Origin of the sequence: Agrobacterium sp. AGB01, from assembly GCF_014851585.1 — a bacterium.
GTDB lineage: Bacteria > Pseudomonadota > Alphaproteobacteria > Rhizobiales > Rhizobiaceae > Agrobacterium.
This window is the reverse complement of record NZ_JACVAB010000002.1, coordinates 185439-207710: the sequence shown is the minus strand read 5'-3', so window position 1 is coordinate 207710 and position 22272 is coordinate 185439. Positions and strand designations below refer to the sequence as shown.

14 protein-coding genes are annotated in these 22272 nt (G+C 55.6%); 10 read left to right on the top strand and 4 right to left on the bottom strand.

The features are described 5' to 3' along the window. The 10 genes from IB237_RS07735 (at position 1) to IB237_RS07690 (ending at position 16728) form a co-directional block, all read left to right on the top strand. Complete coding sequence (locus IB237_RS07735) at positions 1-2406, top strand: circularly permuted type 2 ATP-grasp protein (protein WP_192488078.1); 2406 nt, start codon at positions 1-3, stop codon at positions 2404-2406. A 6-nt stretch (positions 2407-2412) separates the two neighbouring features. Then, positions 2413-3297 (top strand): transglutaminase family protein, encoded by an 885-nt coding sequence (locus tag IB237_RS07730; protein WP_192488077.1) that lies wholly within the window; start codon positions 2413-2415, stop codon positions 3295-3297. A 152-nt stretch (positions 3298-3449) separates the two neighbouring features. Then, positions 3450-4700 carry a TadE/TadG family type IV pilus assembly protein gene (locus IB237_RS07725; protein ID WP_246787746.1) on the top strand — a complete coding sequence of 417 codons (1251 nt, stop codon included), beginning with the start codon at positions 3450-3452 and terminating at the stop codon, positions 4698-4700. 262 nt (positions 4701-4962) lie between these two features. Beyond that, entirely contained in the window at positions 4963-7425 is a 2463-nt protein-coding gene (locus tag IB237_RS07720; protein WP_192488076.1) for a glycogen/starch/alpha-glucan phosphorylase, read from the top strand. Continuing rightward, entirely contained in the window at positions 7425-9632 is a 2208-nt protein-coding gene (gene glgB / locus IB237_RS07715) for a 1,4-alpha-glucan branching protein GlgB (RefSeq protein WP_192488075.1), read from the top strand. Before IB237_RS07720 ends, glgB begins: the two co-directional genes overlap by 1 nt. Positions 9633-9668: 36 nt before the next feature. Continuing rightward, positions 9669-10931 carry a glucose-1-phosphate adenylyltransferase gene (gene glgC, locus IB237_RS07710; RefSeq protein ID WP_192488074.1) on the top strand — a complete coding sequence of 421 codons (1263 nt, stop codon included), beginning with the start codon at positions 9669-9671 and terminating at the stop codon, positions 10929-10931. A gap of 5 nt (positions 10932-10936) precedes the next feature. Then, positions 10937-12376 (top strand): glycogen synthase GlgA, encoded by a 1440-nt coding sequence (gene glgA / locus IB237_RS07705; RefSeq protein ID WP_192488073.1) that lies wholly within the window; start codon positions 10937-10939, stop codon positions 12374-12376. Between the two features lie 3 nt (positions 12377-12379). Beyond that, a complete protein-coding gene (locus IB237_RS07700; protein WP_192488072.1) occupies positions 12380-14008 on the top strand; it encodes an alpha-D-glucose phosphate-specific phosphoglucomutase in 1629 nt (542 codons plus the stop codon). A gap of 105 nt (positions 14009-14113) precedes the next feature. Then, positions 14114-16096, top strand: a complete 1983-nt coding sequence (gene glgX / locus IB237_RS07695; protein WP_192488071.1) for a glycogen debranching protein GlgX — start codon at positions 14114-14116, stop codon at positions 16094-16096. Positions 16097-16239: 143 nt separating this feature from the next. Next, positions 16240-16728: a MaoC family dehydratase gene (locus IB237_RS07690; protein ID WP_192488070.1), complete on the top strand. Its 489-nt coding sequence runs from the start codon at positions 16240-16242 to the stop codon at positions 16726-16728. Between the two features lie 119 nt (positions 16729-16847). On the opposite strand, the gene IB237_RS07685 is transcribed toward IB237_RS07690, so the two are convergent. Genes IB237_RS07685 through IB237_RS07670 form a run of 4 tightly spaced genes read right to left on the bottom strand, consistent with a single transcriptional unit; the run spans position 16848 to position 21976 of the window. Beyond that, the gene (locus IB237_RS07685) at positions 16848-17402 is read right to left on the bottom strand and encodes a sarcosine oxidase subunit gamma (protein ID WP_192488069.1); all 555 of its coding nucleotides are present in this window, start codon (positions 17400-17402) and stop codon (positions 16848-16850) included. Continuing rightward, a complete protein-coding gene (locus IB237_RS07680) occupies positions 17395-20388 on the bottom strand; it encodes a sarcosine oxidase subunit alpha (RefSeq protein WP_192488068.1) in 2994 nt (997 codons plus the stop codon). The genes IB237_RS07685 and IB237_RS07680 overlap by 8 nt, the downstream gene beginning before the upstream one ends. Continuing rightward, positions 20385-20705 (bottom strand): sarcosine oxidase subunit delta, encoded by a 321-nt coding sequence (locus IB237_RS07675; RefSeq protein WP_192488067.1) that lies wholly within the window; start codon positions 20703-20705, stop codon positions 20385-20387. Before IB237_RS07675 ends, IB237_RS07680 begins: the two co-directional genes overlap by 4 nt. 17 nt (positions 20706-20722) lie before the next feature. Next, positions 20723-21976 carry a sarcosine oxidase subunit beta family protein gene (locus IB237_RS07670; RefSeq protein ID WP_192488066.1) on the bottom strand — a complete coding sequence of 418 codons (1254 nt, stop codon included), beginning with the start codon at positions 21974-21976 and terminating at the stop codon, positions 20723-20725. Positions 21977-22272: the final 296 nt, after the last annotated feature.

The window sequence follows — 22272 nt, the reverse complement described above, 5'->3', positions numbered from 1 at the left end:
TTGGCAAGAACGCCGGCATCGCAGCGCAAAAAGCAGACAGACAAACATTCATTGTTTGCCTATAGCGCCTTGCCGGGCATTGCTGATGAAATGCTGGATACCAACGGCAATATTCGCCCGGTCTGGCAGCACATGGTGTCGGCACTGTCGCGCATGCCCGAAAGGGAACTGCACGACCGCTTTGCCAGAACCGACCGTTATCTGCGCGATGCTGGCGTCTTTTACCGTGACTACGGATCTGGCGCCAATATCGAACGCAGTTGGCCGATTTCACATATTCCGGTCCTCATCGATGGCAAGGAATGGGAAAGCGTTTCACGCGGTCTCATTCAGCGCGCCAACCTGCTGGAAGCGGTCGTTGCTGACATCTACGGTGAAAACCGCCTGGTTCAGGAAGGTTATATTCCACCTGCCCTGATTGCTTCCAATCCGGAATTCTTGCGCCCCCTCGTCGGCACAAAACCGGAAGGTGGCCATTATCTGCACTTCTGTTCCTTCGAAATCGGCCGGGGTCCGGATGGCAACTGGTGGGTGCTGGCGGATCGCACACAGGCTCCATCAGGAGCCGGTTTTGCATTGGAAAACCGCGTGGCAACAACCCGCGCCTTCTCCGATATCTACGCAGAAACCCATGTCCACCGGCTGGCCTCTTTCTTCGGTGCTTTCCGCGACACCTTGCAGGCACACCGCAAACACCCGGAAGAACGCATTGCGGTTTTGACCCCCGGCCCTGCCAACGAAACCTATTTCGAACACGCCTACATTGCCCGTTACCTCGGTTTTATGCTGCTGGAAGGTGAAGATCTGACGGTGGTCAACGGCCGGGTGATGGTGCGCACAGTTGCCGGCCTGAAGCCGATTGGCGTGTTGTGGCGGCGCCTCGACGCCTCTTATTCAGATCCACTAGAACTGGACCAGAATTCGCGCATCGGCACACCGGGTCTGGTGCAGGCACTGCGTGATGGCTCTGTGACCATCGTCAACGCACTGGGTTCGGGCATTCTCGAAACACGTGCCCTGCTGTCGTTCCTGCCGACCATCAGCCGCCATATGCTCGGTGAAGACCTGCTATTGCCCTCTATTGCTACGTGGTGGTGCGGCCAGAAACAGGAGCGTGAACACGTCGCCCGTAACATCGAAAAAATGGTGATCGGGCCAGCCTATTCCCGCATGCCGTTCTTTGATGACAACGGCCAGTCGGTGCTGGGTGCCACCCTGCGTGACACGGCAAAGGACTCCATCGGTGAATGGCTTGCCACCGACGGCAACAAGCTGGTCGGTCAGGAAGTTGTAACGCTGTCCACCACCCCGGCCTTTGTTGACGGCAAGCTGGTACCGCGGCCGATGAGCCTGCGTGTTTTTGCTGCCCGCACACAAAATGGCTGGCAGATCATGCCGGGTGGCTTTGCCCGTATCGGCAGCAGCCCTGACGTGACAGCCATTGCCATGCAAAATGGTGGCACGGCAGCGGACGTGTGGATCGTCAGCGACAAGCCTGTTGAGCGCACGACACTGCTGCCCGCCGAGGAAACATTCAGCCGCAACATGCCAGGCAGCCTGCCAAGCCGTGCGGCAGACAATTTGTTCTGGCTTGGTCGTTACATCGAACGGGCTGAAGGGGCTTTGCGTATCCTGCGCGCCTGGAATGCGCGCTACGCAGAATCTGCCGATCCGCGCCAACCGCTGCTGGCCCATGTCACGAAATATCTCGCCACCACCGATATCGAAATGAGCGAGGCGGTGCCCGCCAGCCTGATTGCCAATATCAACAGCGCCATCTATTCGGCCAGCAACATCCGTGACCGTTTTTCACCGGATGGCTGGCTGGCGCTGAACGATCTTGCCAAGACAGCGCGTCGCTTCCACGACAATATTGGCCATGGCGATGACGCCACCCATGCCATGACCATTTTGCTGCGTAAACTCGCAGGCTTTGCCGGTCTGGTGCATGAGAACATGTATCGTTTCACCGGCTGGCGTTTCCTGACCATCGGTCGTTATCTTGAACGTGGTCTGCACATGACCCGCCTGCTGGGCCACATGACAGGTCCGGATGCACCGGATGGTAGTTTCGACATGCTGCTGGAAATCGGCGACAGCGTCATGACCCACCGCCGCCGTTATAACGTCAATACCGCCGGCCTGACGGTGACCGACCTTCTGGCGCTTGATCCGCTCAATCCGCGTTCGATCCTGTTCCAACTGAACGAAATCCGCACCGAAGTAGAGCAGCTGCCCAACGCTCTGGTCAACAGCCAGATGTCGCCCTTCTACCGCGAAGCCATGCGCATTCATTCCGGTCTTGCCGTCATGACGGCGGAGAAACTCGACGTGGCGCTTTACCGTCAGTTGGAAAAAGACCTCGAACGCCTGTCCGATCTTCTTGCCCAAACCTACCTTGGTTGATGCGTCATGCTTTATGATCTTTCCATGCACATGGGCTATGTCTACGACGCCCCGGCAAGCGGCGCCCGCCACATCATTCGTGTCATGCCTTTGTCGCTGCCAAACCGCCAGCGGCTAATCGCCGGCTCACTGGCCGTAAGCCCGACACCCGATGAAAGAACGTCTTTCTCGGATTTTTTCCAGCAGACGGCAACATCTGTCTATCTGCGCGCCGCCCATGAAAAATTCGACATTCGCATGCAGGCCCGCGTGCAGGTGGAAACACAGCCGCAGCAAGCCGATCTGTCACCGCTACTGGAACGTCTGCCGGATGACATTTTCAACCATTGGTCACTGGATGCATCATCCCCGCATCATCTGATTGGCACCAGTCCGCGCATTCCGCAGGATGAGGCCATCCATGCCTATGCGCTCGAGACTGTCACACCTGGCATGACGGTGCAGGAAATTGCCAAGGTGCTGTGCAAGCGCATCCACACAGACTTTACCTATGACCCCAAGGCAACGACAGTCGACACTACACCGAGCGAGGCCTTCAAGCTGAAGCATGGTGTGTGTCAGGATTTTTCGCATGTGCTGATCATGGCGCTACGCAGCCTTGGCATTCCCGCAGGATATGTCAGCGGATTCCTCAGAACCATTCCTCCCCCCGGCAAGGAGCGGCTGGAAGGCGCAGACGCCATGCATGCCTGGGTGCGGATCTGGTGTGGCACGGTCACCGGCTACATCGAACTTGATCCTACCAACAATATTTATGCCGGCCATGACCACATCGTGGTTGGTTACGGACGCGATTACTCTGATGTATCGCCAGTTATTGGTGTTCTAAAAAGCTACGGCAATCAACAAACTGTACAGGCTGTTGACGTTATTCCGATCGCGGCCGTTTAAGTGTGTTTTTACAGGTCACGCCTGCATTATTTCATGCCAACAACAGATTGTTTTTGCACCAAAATGAGTATCGCTAAAATTTAACCTAACAACTTAAGCCTTCACGAAGACAGCTCGGATTATTTATGCCTCACTAATTAAGGGGCTGAACCATGACTGTGTTCTCGAAAACAATGCCAGTGCTCAATAAGCTGATTGCCAACAAAGATGGTAACTTCGGCATCCTGACTGCCATTCTCATTCCGGTGACGATTGCCACCGCGGGTGTCGCCCTCGAAATGACCAATGCCATGCAGACGAAGGCGGGCTTGCAGAGCGCTGTAGACGCCGCAACCCTGGCAGCAGCCACCGCTTTCATGCACGAAAACGAAAACCTCTCGCCAGAGCAGGCCTCCAAGAAGGCACAGGAATTCATTACCGACGAAGTATCAAAACTTCTCGCACCTGACGCCACTGACGAACAGAAAAAGAAGCAAAAAGAGGAGCTGATGAAGAGCTCCAGCGTCACCGCAAAGGTGGACGAAAGTGTTTCCGGCAAAAACTTCCAGATCACTGCAAACATGAGCTACGGCATGCAGCTCAACCCGCTGATCTCACTGATTTCATCCAAGACCGTCACCATCGGCGTTACCAGCACCGCAGTCAGCAGCATCAACAAGGGTTCGCCTTTGTCGATGTATCTGGTTCTCGACCGTTCGGGTTCAATGTCGTTCAAGACGGATACCATCGACAAATCCAAGTCGTCCTGCGCCAACTATACCGAAAGCAACTGGGGACAGAGCGAATCCAAGGTAACGTCCAGCCCTTGCTACATCAACAAGATCGCGTCGCTGAAAACCGCCGTCAGCTATCTCGTCGATACGCTCAACAAGGCTGACTACAGCTATGTCAAGAATGGCTCGCCTGAATCGAAGCTCGTTCGCACCGGCGCCATCGGCTACAGCGACACGACCTATTCAGCACAGGCCGTGAACTGGGGCACGACGAAAGCAAATGATTACGTCAAGGCCATCCCAGCCTATCCAACAGGCGGCACAAACGCATACACCGCACTGAATAATGCCTATACAGCGTTGAGAAAATCGACTGCGACTGAAGCAACAGCTCACAAGGGCAATGGCAGCACGTCGTTTGAACGTTACATTGTGTTTATGACCGACGGCGAGATGTCGAGCACAACCATCGACACCAACGTGCGCACCATGTGCCAGACGATCAAAAACGACGGCATCAAGATCTTCTCGGTTGCCTTCATGGCCCCCACCAAAGGTAAGTCTTTGCTGCAGACATGTGCTTCAAGCGCAGAAAATTACTACGCACCTGAAAACATGGAAGAAATTGTTGAGGCATTCGGCGAAATCGCTCGCAAGATGAACGACGAGACAAGCCGTCTCACCAACTAATACCACAAAAAGCACGAACCACCTTACGGCAGCGGCATCTCCGCTGCCGTTTTCGTTTTGATCATTTATCAAAACGCAAATTGCGGGCTCGTGCTGATGAGCAGTTATACTTTTGACATAATAAAATAATCATCGCGAACTGCATTCTTCGCAAAAACGATTATTGCAACGGTTCCGTATCGGTGCATAAATTGCTTCGACTAAGTGTAAGCCAGATCGACAGAATCAGACCCTCCCTCCCTCTCAAGGTGCTGACCAAATAATGATCAATAACCTCTCGCCGGCCGATCTTCCTCTCCCCACTCCGCGCAGTTCCGATCCGGAAATTCTTGCTTCGGAAATCATTGAACGCCTGACATACAGAATCGGCAAAGACGTCAAGGTTGCCAAGCCGCATGACTGGCTGACCGCAACCATTCTCGTTGTCCGTGACCGTGTAATCGACAGGTGGATGGAGTCCACCCGCAAGGTTTACAAAACTGGCAACAAGCGCGTTTATTACCTTTCGCTTGAGTTCTTGATTGGCCGCTTAATGCGCGATGCAATTTCGAACCTTGGTCTGATGCAGGAAATTCGTGATGCCCTGACATCTCTTGGTGTCGACATGGACGTCATCGCGGGGCTCGAGCCGGACGCAGCGCTTGGCAATGGCGGTCTTGGACGCCTTGCTGCCTGTTTCATGGAATCCATGGCAACAGTGGAAATCCCGGCCTATGGTTACGGCATCCGTTACGTTCATGGCCTGTTCCGCCAGCAGATGGCGGATGGCTGGCAGGTCGAACTGCCGGAAACATGGCTCGCCCACGGCAATCCGTGGGAGTTTGAACGGCGCGAAAGTTCCTATGAAATCGGCTTCGGTGGCGCTGTCGAAACCATTGGCGGTTATGACGACGCCCAACGTTTTGTCTGGAAACCGGCCGAGCGTGTTATCGCCATGGCCTACGATACCCCTGTCGTTGGCTGGCGCGGCAAGCGCGTCAACACGCTGCGCCTATGGTCGGCCCAGCCGATCGACCCTATTCTTCTCGATGCGTTCAACGCTGGTGATCACATTGGCGCCCTGCGTGAGAGCAACAAAGCTGAAAGCCTGACACGCGTTCTCTATCCGGCAGATGCCAATCCGGCCGGTCAGGAACTGCGTCTGCGGCAGGAATTTTTCTTCTCGTCTGCATCCCTGCAGGACATTCTGCGCCGTCATCTCCAGCAGTACCCGGATTTTACCAGCCTGCCGGATAAGGTTTCTATCCAGCTCAACGACACCCACCCGGCAATTTCGATTGCCGAAATGATGCGTCTGCTGACCGACATCCACGGCCTGGACTTCGATGATGCCTGGGAACTGACCCGCAACACATTCTCATACACCAACCACACCCTGCTGCCGGAAGCGCTGGAAAGCTGGCCTGTGCCGTTGCTGGAGCGCCTGTTGCCGCGCCATATGCAGATCATTTATGCAATCAACGCCAAGATCCTGTTCACCGCGCGCAAGGAAAAGAAGGTCGAAGATCAGCAAATCCGCTCGATCTCTTTGATCGATGAGAATGGCGAACGGCGCGTGCGCATGGGCAATCTTGCCTTCATCGGCTCACATTCCGTCAACGGTGTTTCGGCATTGCACACGGAGTTGATGAAGGAAACGGTATTTGCCGATCTGCATCGGCTCTACCCAGATCGTATCAACAACAAGACCAACGGCATCACCCCGCGGCGCTGGTTGATGCAGTGTAACCCGGGCCTGACTGGGTTGGTGCGTGAAGCTATTGGCGACGACTTCCTTGATGATGCCGAGAAACTGAAGCCACTGGAAGGGTTCGCTCAGGACAATGCATTCCGCGACAAATTTGCCGAGGTCAAGCGCCTGAACAAGGTGCGTCTCGCGAATCTGGTTGCACAGCGCATGGGCATTCGTGTCGACCCTTCTGCGATGTTCGACATCCAAATCAAGCGTATCCACGAATACAAACGCCAGCTTCTCAACCTCATCGAGGCGGTGGCACTGTATGACCAGATCCGCTCCCATCCTGAGTTGGATTGGGCGCCACGCGTCAAATTCTTCGCGGGCAAGGCAGCACCGAGCTACCACAATGCCAAGCTTATCATCAAACTCGCTAACGACATTGCCCGTGTCATCAACAATGATCCGTCCGTGCGCGGGCTGCTGAAAGTTGTTTTCATTCCCAATTACAACGTGTCGCTGGCAGAAATCATGGTCCCCGCTGCGGATCTGTCGGAGCAGATTTCGACTGCTGGCATGGAAGCATCCGGTACCGGCAACATGAAGTTTGCACTCAACGGCGCGCTCACCATCGGCACGCTTGACGGTGCAAATGTCGAAATGCTGGAACATGTAGGCGACGAAAACATTGTTATCTTCGGAAAGACAGCTGAAGAAGTCGCTCAGGCCCGCGCGGATGGTCACAACCCACGCGCCATCATCGAAAGTTCGCGTGAATTGTCACAAGCCCTCTCGGCAATCGCCTCCGGTGTGTTCTCTCCGGATGACCGTTCACGGTTCGCAGGTCTGATGGATGGCATTTACAACAATGACTGGTTCATGGTTGCTGCGGATTTCGATTCTTACGCCAAGGCCCAGCGTGATGTTGACGCCATCTGGAGCGACCCGGCTTCCTGGTACTCCAAAACCATCTACAATACCGCGCGTATGGGCTGGTTCTCTTCCGACAGAACAATACGGCAATATGCCTCAGAAATCTGGAGAGCTTGATGAAAAAACCGCTCGATACGCCTGATCCAAAACAGAAGAGTGAAATATCTCAAGCAGAAATCGAGGCGATAACGGGCGGTCTGCATTCCAACCCCTTTGCAATTCTCGGCGTGCATCAAGTTGCAGACGGCTTCGTTGCGCGCTGTTTTATTCCTGGCGCGGAAGCGGTAACGGCTCTGACGATTGACGGCAACGTTGTGGGTGAATTGACCTGCCGCGATCCGGCCGGTTTCTTCGAAGGTCCGGTCAGCCTGACGTCGAGGAAAGCCCTGAGATACCGTGCGCTGCGTGGCGATGCAGAGTGGGCAGTCACCGACCCCTACAGCTTCGGTCCTGTGCTTGGCCCGATGGATGATTATCTGGTCCGTGAAGGATCGCATCTGCGCTTGTTCGATAAGATGGGTGCACACCCGCTCAAGTTCGAAGGGGTCGAAGGATTTCATTTCGCCGTCTGGGCACCAAATGCCAAGCGGGTGTCGGTGGTCGGCGATTTCAACAATTGGGATGGCCGACGCCATGTCATGCGCAACCGCGCCGATACCGGCATTTGGGAAATTTTTGCACCGGACGTTTATGCCGGCTGCATCTACAAATTCGAGATTATTGGCGCCGATGGCACCCGCCTTCCATTGAAGGCAGACCCTTATGCCCGCCGGGCAGAACTGCGCCCTAAAAACGGCTCGATGACAACACCTGAACTGGTCCAGAAATGGGAAGATCAGGAGCATATGGAGCACTGGGCCAAGGTTGATCAGCGCCGTCAGCCGATCAGCATTTACGAAGTGCATGCCGGGTCGTGGCGCAGGCACAAAGACGGTGGCATGCTGAGCTGGGATGAAATGGCCGCAGAGCTCATCCCCTACTGTGTCGACATGGGTTTTACCCATATCGAGTTCATGCCCATTACCGAACACCCCTATGACCCGTCCTGGGGGTACCAGACCACCGGTCTTTTTGCGCCATCGGCGCGGTTTGGAGAACCGGAAGGATTTGCCCGTTTTGTGAATGGTGCGCACAAGGTTGGCCTTGGCGTTATCCTCGACTGGGTTCCGGCCCACTTCCCGACCGACGAACATGGTCTGCGCCAGTTTGACGGCACCGCACTTTACGAGCATGCCGACCCGCGTCAGGGTATGCACCCCGACTGGAACACCGCGATATATAACTTTGGACGCGTTGAGGTGATGTCATACCTCATCAACAACGCTCTTTACTGGGCGGAAAAGTTCCATCTGGATGGCCTTCGTGTCGATGCCGTGGCCTCGATGCTTTACCTCGACTACTCTCGCAAAGAAGGCGAGTGGATCCCCAATGAATATGGCGGGCGCGAAAACCTGGATTCGGTACGCTTCCTGCAAAAGATGAACGAGCTGGCCTATGGTGCCAATCCGGGCATCATGACCATTGCCGAAGAATCCACTTCTTGGCCCAAGGTCTCGCATCCGGTGCATGAGGGTGGCCTCGGCTTTGGCTTCAAGTGGAACATGGGTTTCATGCATGACACGCTGAGCTACTTTGCACGCGAGCCGGTGCACCGCAAATTCCACCATCAGGAACTGACATTCGGCCTTCTCTACGCTTTCACCGAAAATTTCGTGCTTCCTCTGTCTCACGACGAGGTGGTGCATGGCAAAGGGTCGCTGATTGCCAAGATGTCAGGCGATGACTGGCAGAAATTTGCCAATCTGCGCGCCTATTACGGCTTCATGTGGGGTTACCCCGGCAAGAAGCTGTTGTTCATGGGACAGGAATTCGCCCAGTGGAGCGAGTGGAGTGAAAGCAAGTCACTCGACTGGAATCTGCTGCAATATCACATGCATGAAGGCATCCGTCGTCTGGTCCGCGACCTTAACCTGACCTACCGGTCGAAAGCGGCACTACATGCCCGTGACTGTGAGCCGGAGGGCTTCAACTGGCTGGTGGTCGACGATCAGGAAAACTCTGTTTTTGCCTGGCTTCGTTCGGCACCGGGTGAAAAGCCGGTTGCGGTGATTTGCAATCTTACCCCGGTCTACCGTGAAAATTATTATGTGCCGCTGCCAACGGCTGGCCGCTGGCGCGAAATATTGAATACCGATGCCGAGATTTACGGCGGCAGCGGCAAAGGAAACGGCGGCAAGGTACAAGCCGTTGATGCGGGAGGGGCCATTGGTGCGGTGCTGACATTGCCGCCGTTGGCCACAATCATGCTGGAACCAGAAAACTGACAGCACACACATGAAGGCCCATGAGGGAGGACGAACATGAGCGAAAAAAGAATACAGCCTCTGGCACGCGATGCTATGGCCTATGTGCTTGCCGGTGGGCGTGGAAGCCGTTTGAAGGAACTCACCGACCGACGCGCCAAGCCTGCGGTTTATTTTGGCGGCAAAGCCCGCATTATTGATTTTGCACTGTCCAATGCCTTGAACTCAGGTATCCGCCGCATTGGCGTGGCCACGCAATACAAGGCCCATTCGCTTATTCGCCACCTGCAACGCGGCTGGGACTTTCTGCGTCCGGAACGAAACGAAAGTTTTGATATTCTGCCGGCCAGCCAGCGCGTGTCGGAAACGCAGTGGTACGAGGGTACCGCCGATGCCGTTTTCCAGAACATCGACATCATAGAGCCCTATGCGCCTGAATATATGGTCATTCTGGCTGGCGATCACATTTACAAGATGGATTATGAATTGATGCTGCAGCAGCACGTCGATTCAGGCGCGGATGTCACCATTGGCTGCATGGAAGTACCGCGCATGGAAGCAACCGGCTTCGGTGTCATGCATGTCAACGACAAGGACGAAATCAGCGCATTCATCGAAAAACCGGCCGATCCGCCTGGCATTCCCGGCAACGAGGATTTCGCGCTGGCCTCGATGGGCATTTACGTCTTCCATACGAAATTCCTGATGGAATGCCTGCGTCGCGATGCCGACGATCCCAATTCCAGCCGCGATTTCGGTAAGGATATGATTCCCTATATCGTGGAAAACGGTAAGGCCGTGGCGCATCGTTTTGCGCAATCCTGCGTCCGTTCCGATTTTGAACGTGCTCCTTACTGGCGCGATGTTGGCACAATCGATGCCTACTGGCAGGCCAATATCGACCTGACCGATATTCTGCCGGAACTGGATATCTACGACAAATCATGGCCGATCTGGACCTATGCGGAGATTAACCCGCCAGCCAAATTTGTGCATGACGACGAAGGTCGTCGTGGGTCGGCCATTTCCTCGCTGGTGTCAGGCGATTGTATCATCTCCGGTTCGTCGCTTTACCGCAGCTTGCTGTTCACAGGTGTTCGCGCCAACTCCTACTCGCGTCTTGAAGGTGCGATCATTCTTCCGAAGGTTACCATTGGCCGGCATGCGCGTTTGACCAATGTGGTCATTGACCATGGCGTGACCATTCCAGAAGGTCTGATCGTTGGCGAAGACCCGGAAATGGATGCAAAACGCTTCCGCCGTTCCGAGAACGGCATATGCCTCATCACCCAATCCATGATCGACAAGCTGGACGTGTAACACCTATGAAAGTTCTTTCGGTTTCATCCGAAGTCTACCCGCTCATCAAAACCGGCGGCCTTGCGGATGTTGCAGGCGCCCTGCCCCTTGCGATCAAGTCGCTGGGGGTGGAAACCAAGACCCTTATTCCGGGCTATCCGCCGGTCATGTCGGCGATCAAGGATGCTCGCAAGATTGCGACCTTCGATAATCTGCTGGGTGAAACCGGCGACATTCTCGAAGTTACGCATGAGGGTCTGGACCTGCTGGTGCTGGACGCACCCAGCCTGTTTGCGCGCTCGGGCGGGCCGTATCTTGATGCGACCGGCAAGGACTATAAGGATAACTGGAAACGTTTCGCCGCACTGTCGCTGGCGGCGGCACAAATCGCCACCGGAAAACTGCCCGGCTGGCAACCGGACATTCTGCACGCCCATGATTGGCAAGGTGCCATGGCACCGGTCTATATGCGATATGGTGAGGCACCGGAAATTCCAAGCCTGCTGACCATTCATAATATCGCCTTCCAGGGCCAGTTCGACGCCACTATTTTCAGTCAGTTGGGTCTGCCAGCCCATGCCTTCATGGAAGCTGTCGAATATTACGGTTCCGTCAGTTTCCTGAAAGGTGGTCTGCAAACCGCGACTGCGCTGAGCACTGTCAGCCCATCCTATGCCGAGGAAATCCTCACACCAGAATTTGGCATGGGCCTTGAAGGAGTTATTGCCAGCCGGGCGGATGCCCTGTTCGGTATCGTCAATGGCATCGACACGCAGGTCTGGAACCCGGCCACCGATACTTTGATCGCGGACAACTTCAGCCAGGCAAACATCAAGGCGCGCAAAGCCAACAAAGCCGCCGTCGCGTCGCACTTCCGCATCGATGAAGACGACACGCCACTATTATGCATCATTTCCCGCCTGACCTGGCAAAAAGGCATCGACCTGATGGCCGAAGTCGCCGATGAAATCGTCGATATGGGTGCACGGCTTGTGGTGCTGGGTGCTGGCGATATCGCTCTGGAAGGTGCTCTGCTTGCGGCATCTTCCCGCCACAATGGCCGCCTAGGCGTCGCTATAGGCTACAATGAACCACTTTCACATCTCATGCAGGCAGGTTGCGACAGTATTATCATCCCCTCCCGTTTTGAGCCTTGTGGCCTGACCCAGCTTTATGCCCTTCGTTACGGTTGCGTGCCCGTTGTCGCCCGTACCGGTGGTCTGAATGACACGGTTATCGATGCTAACCCGGCTGCCCTTGCCGCCAAGGCAGCGACCGGCATTCAGTTCTCGCCCGTGTCGGCCAACGGTCTTCGCCAGGCATTGCGCAAGACATTGCGCTTCTACAGTGAACCGAAACTATGGACGCAAATCCAGAAACAGGGCATGAAATCAGACGTATCGTGGGAAAAAAGTGCAGGCCTTTATGCCGACCTTTATTCCCGTCTTGCTTCGAAAGGCAATTGAACAATGATCAAGACCGTCGCAACGACGCCATTTCAGGATCAGAAACCCGGCACGTCCGGACTGCGCAAGAAGGTGAAAGTCTTCGCGCAACCAAATTACGCAGAAAACTTTATTCAATCCATTTTTGACTCACTTGAAAACTTCAATGGCAAGACACTGGTTATTGGCGGCGATGGCCGTTATTACAACCGCGAAGTCATCCAGAAGGCCATCAAAATGGCTGCAGCAGCTGGGTTCGGCAAGCTTCTGGTCGGCAAGGGTGGCATTCTCTCCACGCCGGCCGCCTCTAACATCATTCGCAAATATGGCGCCTTCGGTGGCATCGTACTATCCGCAAGCCACAATCCCGGCGGCCCCGATGAAGACTTTGGCATCAAGTACAATGTCGACAATGGCGGCCCTGCACCGGAAAAAATTACCGATGCGATCTTCGCTCGCACCAAGGTTATCGACAGCTACAAGATCGCCGATATTTCCGACATAGATCTGGATGTCATCGGCTCGGTCGATGCTGGCGGCATGACCGTCGAGGTCATTGACTCCGTTGCCGATTATGCCGAACTGATGGAAAGCCTGTTTGATTTTGGCGCCATCAAGACATTGATTGCTGGCGGCTTTGGCGTGATCATCGACAGCATGAGCGCCGTCACCGGCCCTTATGCGGTCGAAATCCTCGAAAAGCGCCTGGGTGCACCAAAGGGTTCGGTGCGCAACGCCGTTCCTCTGCCGGACTTTGGTGGTCACCATCCTGACCCGAACCTGGTGCACGCCAAAGAACTTTACGACGACGTAATGAGCGCAGAAGGTCCCGATTTCGGCGCTGCGTCGGACGGCGATGGCGACCGCAATATGGTGGTCGGCAAGGGCATGTTCGTGACACCATCCGACAGCCTCGCCATCATTGCCGCGAATGCCAAACTGGCACCCGGTTACGCTGGCGGCATTTCCGGTATTGCCCGCTCCATGCCAACCAGCGCCGCAGCAGACCGTGTTGCCGAAAAACTGGGCCTTGGCATGTACGAAACCCCGACCGGCTGGAAGTTCTTCGGCAACCTGCTGGATGCCGGCAAGGTGACGGTATGCGGTGAGGAAAGCTTCGGCACCGGCTCCAACCACGTACGTGAAAAAGATGGTCTCTGGGCCGTGCTGTTCTGGCTCAACATCGTCGCCGTCCGCAAGGAAAGCGTCAAAGACATCGTGACAAAACACTGGGCCGAATATGGTCGCAACTACTATTCGCGTCACGACTATGAAGAGGTTGATGCCACCGCCGCCAACACGCTTGTTGCAACGCTGCGCGAGAAACTAGCAACCCTTCCTGGCACCACTTACGGCAACCTCAAGGTCGCCTCGGCCGATGATTTTGCCTATCACGATCCGATCGATCACTCCGTCAGCAAAAATCAGGGTATCCGTATTCTGTTTGAAGGCGGTTCGCGCATCGTGCTGCGCTTGTCCGGCACCGGCACCGCCGGTGCAACGCTGCGCCTTTATGTCGAACGTTACGAGGCTGATCCGGCCCGTCACGCCATTGACACGCAGGAAGCTCTGGCCGACCTGATTTCCGTGGCAGATACCATTGCAGGCATCAAGTCCCATACCGGCCGTTCCGAGCCAACCGTTATCACCTGATAACAGCAGGCACTGCACAGTAAAATGTGCGGTGCCGCACCCATGCGCGCCGGTCGAAACCTTCCTGTCAAAACCATGCAGGAAAAGCTCGGGAAATATCTTCCAATGGCAGATGACACCGCTTTCACCAACACCGGCAGTGCTTTGCATGGGGGAACCCAGCTTTTCCAGGATAGCGTCGAATTCGCGGTCCGCTCTCAATATGCATCGAAACTTGAACTGTGCCTGTTTGACGAAACCGGCAACAAGGAAATTGCCCGCTTGGCGATGGAACGCGGCGATGACGATGTTCACCGCCTGTTTGTTGATGGCGTAAAACCCGGCGCACGGTATGGCTACAGGGCACACGGTGTTTACGCGCCCGATCACGGCCTGTGGTTCGACCCGACAAAACTGCTGGTCGATCCGTACGCGACCGTGCTCGATCGTCCCTTTTCCAATCATTCAAGCCTGTTCACCTTTGGCCTGGAAACAGCCTTCGTCACACCAAAATCGGTTGTGACACGGCACAAGCCCGTCACACTGGACAAACCGCGCTTCAATAAGGGCGGTTTCATTTATGAGATTGCCGTCAAACCTTTCACCATGCTGCATCCTGATGTGCCTGAACATCAGCGTGGTACGATTGCAGCTCTCGCCCATCCGTCGGTCATAGCCTACCTCAAACATATCGGTGTTGATGCCATCGAACTGATGCCGATCACCGCTTGGATTGACGAACGCCATCTGCCGCCTCTCGGCCTGACCAATGGCTGGGGTTACAACCCCGTTGCCTTCATGGCACTTGATCCGCGTCTGGCGCCCGGTGGCGTGAACGAGCTGCGCGACACCGTCGCCGCACTCCATGCACAGGATATCGGCGTCATCCTCGATTTGGTGTTCAACCACACCGGCGAAAGTGATCGTCACGGAACAACGCTGTCACTGCGCGGGCTCGACAATCTCAATTATTATCGCCACGCAGCAGACAATCCCGGTGTACTGGTCAATGATACCGGCACCGGCAACACAGTTGCCTGCGACAGCGAGCCGGTGCGTCGGCTTATTGTCGATAGTCTGCGCCATTTCGTTCAGCATGCGGGCATAGATGGTTTCCGCTTTGATCTGGCGCCGGTGCTGGGTCGCTCGGCAACCGGTTTCGAACGGCAATCACCGACACTGGCCGCCATTCACAACGACCCTCTGCTGAAAGATCGCATCCTGATTGCCGAACCCTGGGACATCGGACCGGATGGATATCAGCTTGGCAATTTTCCGGATTCCTATCTGGAATGGAATGACCGAGCCCGGGATGATCTGCGTCGTTACTGGCGTGGCGACCAGTGGACAACAGGTGCCTTGGCCGATGCGCTGGCCGGCTCGTCAGGCATTTTTTCACGCCACAGCGGAACGGAAACCCGCAGCGTCAATTTTCTCGCCGCCCATGATGGTTTCACCCTGATGGACATCGTCTCCTATGCCGGCAAACACAATGAGCGAAACGGCGAAGAAAACCGTGATGGACATAATGAAAACCATTCGTGGAACAATGGTGCAGAAGGTAACACCGACGATCTGGAAATACTTGCAAGACGTGTCGCTGACGTAAAAGCCATGTTGTCCACACTCTTTGTCACTCATGGGACAATCATGCTGACGGCAGGTGACGAAGGTGGACGCTCACAGCAGGGCAATAACAATGCCTATGCGCAGGACAATGAGCTTACCTGGCTCGACTGGAGAGGCCTGAACAGCGAACTGGTTGCCCACACCGCGTTCCTGTCGTCTTTGCGCAAACGCTTCGCTGTCTTTTCCTCGACGGAATTTTTCACCGGAAGCGAGCAGGATGTCGAATGGTTGAACCCTGAAGGCGTGGCTATGAGCGTCGCAGATTGGGAAAGAGCCGATGGCACACCCTTTGCCATGCTGTTAAAAACCAAAGACCTGAAAACCATCAAATCGACGCGTCTTGCCGTGCTGTTCAACCGCACATTCGAACCTCAGAACTTTATCCTTCCCAGCAGCGGCTGGAAGTCTGTTGGCGGTGATGCCGAGAAGGAGAGCGCTACCGTGCCTGCCCGCAGCGTCGGCTTCTATCATCACTCCTGACATATCTTGTTATTGCCACACCAAGTGAACATTTATGATGTAGCAGCGCGCCTCCCAAAACTGCACACCACTGTTGGGAGATGGGCAACAAACATAGACTGAGGCATTGCAGCGCTTCACCTCACCATTTCTGGTAAAATCTTATGACCCGCGAAATTTCATTAAAAGACGTAAAAGACCTGGTAGGCAGCGAGATCGGCGTATCGGACTGGATCCTCGTCGATCAGCCGATGATTGACGCCTTTGCCAAGGCCACTCTGGACGAACAGTTCATTCACACAGACCCGGAACGCGCCAAGGCTGAAAGCCCGTTTGGCGGCACCATTGCCCATGGTTTCCTGACACTGTCGCTGCTGTCTGCCATCAATTACAGCGCGCTGCCAAAGATCCGCGAACAGACCATGGGTATCAACTATGGATTTGAAAATATTCGCTTTGTCAGCCCGGTTAAAAGCGGTGCTCGTATCCGTGGGCATTTCACACTGGTTGAAGCACGCCTGCGCGGCGCGGCCATGATGATGACCAGCTACGATGTCTCGGTAGAAATCGAAAACGAAAAGAAACCTGCCTTGACCGCGCGATGGACAACCATCGTTCAGTTTGACCCGAAAGACAGACCGACCGAAGATTGAAAAAGTGAAATCGGTCACGCCGATTTTTCATCTTCCCTCGGCAGATGGCTGCTCGGAAGAATGGTTTGGCTGGCCCGGTCTTTGACCGGAACAGCCCGTCGCGCCTTACACGTCAACTCTCAGAATATGACTTCGGATGCCGCCTCACGCAGCAACCCGCCGACATATTCCGCAAATGAGCGCCAGCATTCCAGCCGGAACGTATCCTCGGTCACACGGAAGATAACCACTTCGGCCTTGCCAAACAGCGTGCGCGAAACCGCACCCACCGGGAAGGCCGCAAGCGACAGGTCCTGCGGGCAGCCTGCGTTCAGCACATCGGCCGCATCCTCACCTGACACAATAAAGGCCGTGTTGCGGTGAGAAATATCAGCAGACGAATGTATGGCATCGACAGTGGCACAAGCCGCCATCAGATCTCCGCCTGATTGGTCGATCACCAGCCACTCATCCGGCCCGAGCCACAATGCTGAACGCAGTCCTGACACGCTGGATGTTTTGGGTCTGGTTGGCAGCACAAGACCAAGTGCCGTGGACAGAGGACCAACCGCATCTTCCTTGGCACGCAGCGAGATGCGTGATGCGAATGCCGCCTGTTCGATGGAAACGCTGCCCTGAACACGCCGGAAGCTGGCATTCGGCTGTGTTCTTGTTGCTTCAATCGTATCAGCCATGGATGCGGCCTCCTTCCTTGTCAAAGAACACCATATCGGTGACTTCAACGGCAATCGTTCTGTCTACGAGTGGGATATAAAGCGTCTCGCCCACCCGCTTATGGCCATCCACCACCAGGCCGAACGCGATGGAACGACCGAGATTTTCCGACCAGTAGGCAGAGGTGACATGACCGAGCATGGTCATCGGTTTGGGCTGGTTGGGATCGGCAACAATCTGACCGCCCTCTTCCGGTACGATTGTGGGTTCCTTGCTCATAAGCCCGACCAATTGCTTGCGTCCGGACCGTACGAGATCAGGTCGTTTCAACCCGCGAATGCCAACAAAGTCCGTCTTCTTTTTGGAAACCGCCCAGGACAGACCCGCATCGTCAGGTGTCACTGTGCCGTCAGTATCCTGACCGACGATGATGTACCCCTTTTCGGCGCGCAGAACATGCATGGTTTCCGTACCGTACAGGCAACCACCCACCGCTTCTGCCCGTTTGCGAACGGCCTGCCAGACTGCCGGTCCGAAGTCCGCGGGAACGTTGATTTCGAAACCAAGTTCGCCGGTAAACGACACACGGAACAACCGGGTTGGCACACCGCAGAACTTGCCTTCCGCAACACTCATATGCGGGAAGGCTTCGTTGGAAATATCAATGCCCTCAACAAACGGCTCAATCACCTCCCTCGCCTTTGGTCCCTGCACGGCGATGACCGCCCATTGTTCGGTGGTCGATGTCAGCCAGACATTCAGATGCGGGAATTCAGTTTGCAGATAATCTTCCATATGGTGCAACACGCGTGGCGCTCCACCTGTTGTCGTCGTCACATGGAAACGGTCTTCCGCAATGCGCCCGACAACACCATCATCGTACACAAAGCCATCTTCGCGGGTCATAATGCCGTAACGGCATTTGCCCGGTTTCAGCGTGTCCCAGGCATTGGTATACATCAGATTGAGGAACTTTGCGGCATCCGGCCCAACAACCTCGATCTTGCCGAGCGTTGAAGCGTCAAACACGCCGACCGTGTCACGGGCGGTCTTGCATTCGCGGTTGACCGCTTCGTGCATGTTTTCACCGGCTCGCGGGAAAAACCACGCACGTTTCCAGTTGCCGACATCTTCAAACACCGCACCGGCAGCCTCTTCAAGCGCATGCATCGGTGTCTTGCGCGTCGGATCAAACAGATGGCCACGCGAGTGGTTGACCAGCGTGCCGAAGGTCACCGGCGTATAGGGCGCACGGAAGGTGGTCAGTCCCACTTTCGGCAGGTCGCGACCCAGCGCTTCCGCAGCAATGGCGAGACCATGCATGTTGGAGAGCTTGCCCTGATCAGAAGCCATGCCGTTCGTCGTGAAGCGCTTAATATGTTCGATGGAGTGCATGCCTTCACGCACCGCAAGGCGAATATCCTTGGCGCAGACATCGTGCTGGAAGTCGATAAAGGCTTTGACGCCGCTATCTTCCCCTGCACCTTCCGCCGCCCCGATCATGCCACCGGTCCAGTTGCGCGAGTTGCTACCGGTGAAGTAGACATCGGCATCCTCGGCGGCACCGGCCGCTTTTGCGGCATTTTCACCGGCCGTAAGCGCCTCGGCAATCAGTGCTTCCAAGTCATCCGTGCCATTGCAGGTACCAACGGAAATACAGTCCTGCACATGGACATCAGGTAGGAAACGATCATTCTGCGCATCGAACCGCAGCTTGCCGCGTGATTGCGAGAACAGATGTACTGAAGGCGTCCAGCCCGCCGAAACCAGCAGAGCATCAACGGAAATCTTGCGCTTGGACGCACCGCCGTTGCGACCGACGGTTATCGACGACACCCGCAAACGTCCCGATGTGTTGAAAACACTATGACCAGTCAGGACTGTGATGCCGAGCGAACGTGCCTCGGCCAACAGGCTTTCCGCCGGGTTATCGCGGCAGTCGACAATAGCGGCAATCTCGACGCCAGCCTTTTTCAGATCAAAGGCCGTTTCATAGGCAGAATCATGGGCGGTATAGACGCCCACCTTGTGACCGACCGCCACACCATAATGGTTGAGATAGGTGCGCCCTGCCGATGCCAGCATGATGCCGGGTCGGTCATTATTGGCAAACACCATATGACGCTCGATGGAGCCTGTCGCCAGAACAACCTGCTTGGCGCGAACCTGCCACAGACGCTCACGCGGCTGCGCCTTTTCCGGCAACACCAAATGATCGCTCAATCGTTCCGCAAGCCCAAGGAAGTTGTGATTGTAATATCCAAAGACGGTGGTGCGCGGCAAGATCCGCACATTTGGCATGGCTCTCAACTTGGCGATGGTCGCCTGCGCCCAGTCATAACCTTCCATGCCATCGATAATAGCACCCTTGTCGAAATGCAGGGCGCCACCGGCCTCCGGTTGCTCATCCGCAAGGATCACATTGGCACCGGTTCGGGCAGCGGCAAGTGCCGCCGTCAGACCCGCGGCACCACCGCCCGCCACCAGCACATCACAATGCGCGTAGCGGGTTGCGTAGTGATCGGCATCCGCCTCATCTGGTACCACGCCAAGCCCGGCAGCCCGGCGAATGACCGGCTCGTAAATCTTGTGCCAGAAGCTCTTCGGCCACATGAAGGTCTTGTAGTAAAAACCGGCGGCAAAAAACGGTGAAAACAGATCGTTGATCGCGCCTACGTCAAAAGACAGGGTTGGGAAGCGGTTTTGCGAACGGATGATGGCGCCGTCGAACACCTCCTGCACAGTGGCGCGCACATTTGGCTGGCGACGGCCAGCATCGCGCGACACATCAATCAAGGCATTGGGCTCTTCAGGACCTGCCGAAAGAAAACCGCGTGGCCGGTGATATTTGAACGAACGACCAATAAGGTGAACACCATTGGCCAGCAATGCTGCGGCCACCGTGTCACCTTCAAGCGCCGTGTAAATCTTCCCGTCAAAGGTAAAACGGGCAGTGCGTGCAGGCGTCAGACGCCCCACCCCGGCAATACGATATGCGCCGCTCATTTCGACGCTCCTTTATCACTGGCAATTTCAAGACCGGCAGCGGCATCAGGCTTCGGTTCACCTGCCTTGTAAGTCAGATAAATCCGGTCACTGACCGTGTGCCGGGCTGCATTGAAAAAACGCCCGCAGCCATGAATGTGGCGCCAGCGCTCAAAAATCAGCCCCTTGGTATTGTCACGCATGAAAAAGAACTCCGAAAAAGCCTCATCGGAAATCTCGGCAATGTTTTCAGGGCGCGCAATATGCGCCTCACCCGCCCAGCGAAACTCCAATTCGGAACGGTCATCTTCGCAATAAGGGCAACGAATAATCAGCATGGTTTAGTCCTCAAGCCTTAGTGCGCAACTGCCGCAGCGGCGGCTTCATCGATCAGTCGGCCGGTGCGGAAACGGTCGAGCGTCAACCCGGCGGCCAGCCGGTGCGGCTCACCCCGTGCAATCAGATGCGCAAACAGATGCGCTGAACCCGGCGTCGCCTTAAAGCCGCCGGTACCCCAGCCGCAATTGACAAAGAGGTTTGGCACCGGCGTCACGCTCTGGATGGCGGAGCGATCAGGTGTGTTGTCGGTAATGCCACCCCACTGGCGCATCATCTTGACGCGCCGCAGAACCGGGAAAAGCTCACAAATGGCATCCAGTGTGTGGGTGATGATCTGCAAACCACCGGTCTGCGAATAGGATGTGTACTGGTCCGTTCCAGCACCGATTACCAACTCTCCCTTATCGGATTGGGAAATATAGGCATGCACCGTATTGGACATGATCACGCATGGAATGATGGGCTTAAGCGGTTCGGACACCAGCGCCTGTAGCGGCTGGCTTTCCAGCGGCACCCGCACATCAGCCATCGACATGACGACAGACGAATGCCCGGCCGCCGATACGCCAATCTTTTTCGCACCTATAAATCCACGGTTCGTCTCAACTCCGATCACCGCACCGTCAGGCCCGCGCCGGATGGCGGTCACTTCGCAGTTCTGAATGATATGGACACCCCGATCGGAGGCGGCACGCGCATAACCCCAATTGACCGCATCATGACGGGCCGTGCCGCCACGGCGCTGCAAGGCAGCACCATTGATCGCGTAACGGGCTGTGCCGGAGATATCGAGCGGCGGGCAATAGGCCTTGGCCTGTTCCGGCGTCAGCCACTCATTATCAATGCCATAAAGACGATTGGCATTGATGTGGCGTTTGAACGACTGCATGTCATGGATGTTATGCGATAACATCATCACGCCGCGTGGCGAATACATGACGTTGTAGTTCAATTCCTGGCTCAAGCCTTCCCACAGTTTCAACGAATGCTCGAAAATGTCCATGCTCTCTTCGTAGAGATAGTTGGAGCGGATGATGGTGGTGTTACGTCCACTGTTGCCCCCACCCAGCCAGCCTTTTTCCAGAACGGCAACATTGGTAATGCCATGCTCCTTGGCCAGATAATAAGCTGCCCCAAGACCATGCCCGCCGCCGCCGATGATAATGACGTCGTATTCACTGCGAGGTTCGGGCGACACCCACTGGGCGTCCCAGCCCTTGTGACCGCGTAATGCCTCGCGGGCCACGGCAAAAACCGAATATTTCCGCATGTGATTTCAGACTCCCTTGGAAGGATCGGTAGAGTTTTTAGCGCACCATACATGACAAATCGCGACATGCTGTATCGTCCACTTTGCGACGCATGACACACGATGTTTTGACATGAAGCAACATATTCGTTGTATTAAGGCAGCGCTGTTGATTTGCCCGATGTCGGCGCAGCCGGGCTTTTTGACGCGCCGTCTAGGTTAACGGCTGGACTTTCTGCAGATCATCTGATATTGCACCACACCAATCGCGTGGCCGGCTGGCCAACGAACGATATTTTGTTTGCCTGAGGATGCCA

Coding starts and splice junctions, on each gene's coding strand:
- IB237_RS07730 (WP_192488077.1), top strand. CDS start 2,413: ATGCTTTATGATCTTTCCATGCACATGGGCTATGTCTACGACGCCCCG.
- IB237_RS07725 (WP_246787746.1), top strand. CDS start 3,450: ATGACTGTGTTCTCGAAAACAATGCCAGTGCTCAATAAGCTGATTGCC.
- IB237_RS07720 (WP_192488076.1), top strand. CDS start 4,963: ATGATCAATAACCTCTCGCCGGCCGATCTTCCTCTCCCCACTCCGCGC.
- glgB (WP_192488075.1), top strand. CDS start 7,425: ATGAAAAAACCGCTCGATACGCCTGATCCAAAACAGAAGAGTGAAATA.
- glgC (WP_192488074.1), top strand. CDS start 9,669: ATGAGCGAAAAAAGAATACAGCCTCTGGCACGCGATGCTATGGCCTAT.
- glgA (WP_192488073.1), top strand. CDS start 10,937: ATGAAAGTTCTTTCGGTTTCATCCGAAGTCTACCCGCTCATCAAAACC.
- IB237_RS07700 (WP_192488072.1), top strand. CDS start 12,380: ATGATCAAGACCGTCGCAACGACGCCATTTCAGGATCAGAAACCCGGC.
- glgX (WP_192488071.1), top strand. CDS start 14,114: ATGGCAGATGACACCGCTTTCACCAACACCGGCAGTGCTTTGCATGGG.
- IB237_RS07690 (WP_192488070.1), top strand. CDS start 16,240: ATGACCCGCGAAATTTCATTAAAAGACGTAAAAGACCTGGTAGGCAGC.
- IB237_RS07685 (WP_192488069.1), bottom strand. CDS start 17,402: ATGGCTGATACGATTGAAGCAACAAGAACACAGCCGAATGCCAGCTTC.
- IB237_RS07680 (WP_192488068.1), bottom strand. CDS start 20,388: ATGAGCGGCGCATATCGTATTGCCGGGGTGGGGCGTCTGACGCCTGCA.
- IB237_RS07675 (WP_192488067.1), bottom strand. CDS start 20,705: ATGCTGATTATTCGTTGCCCTTATTGCGAAGATGACCGTTCCGAATTG.
- IB237_RS07670 (WP_192488066.1), bottom strand. CDS start 21,976: ATGCGGAAATATTCGGTTTTTGCCGTGGCCCGCGAGGCATTACGCGGT.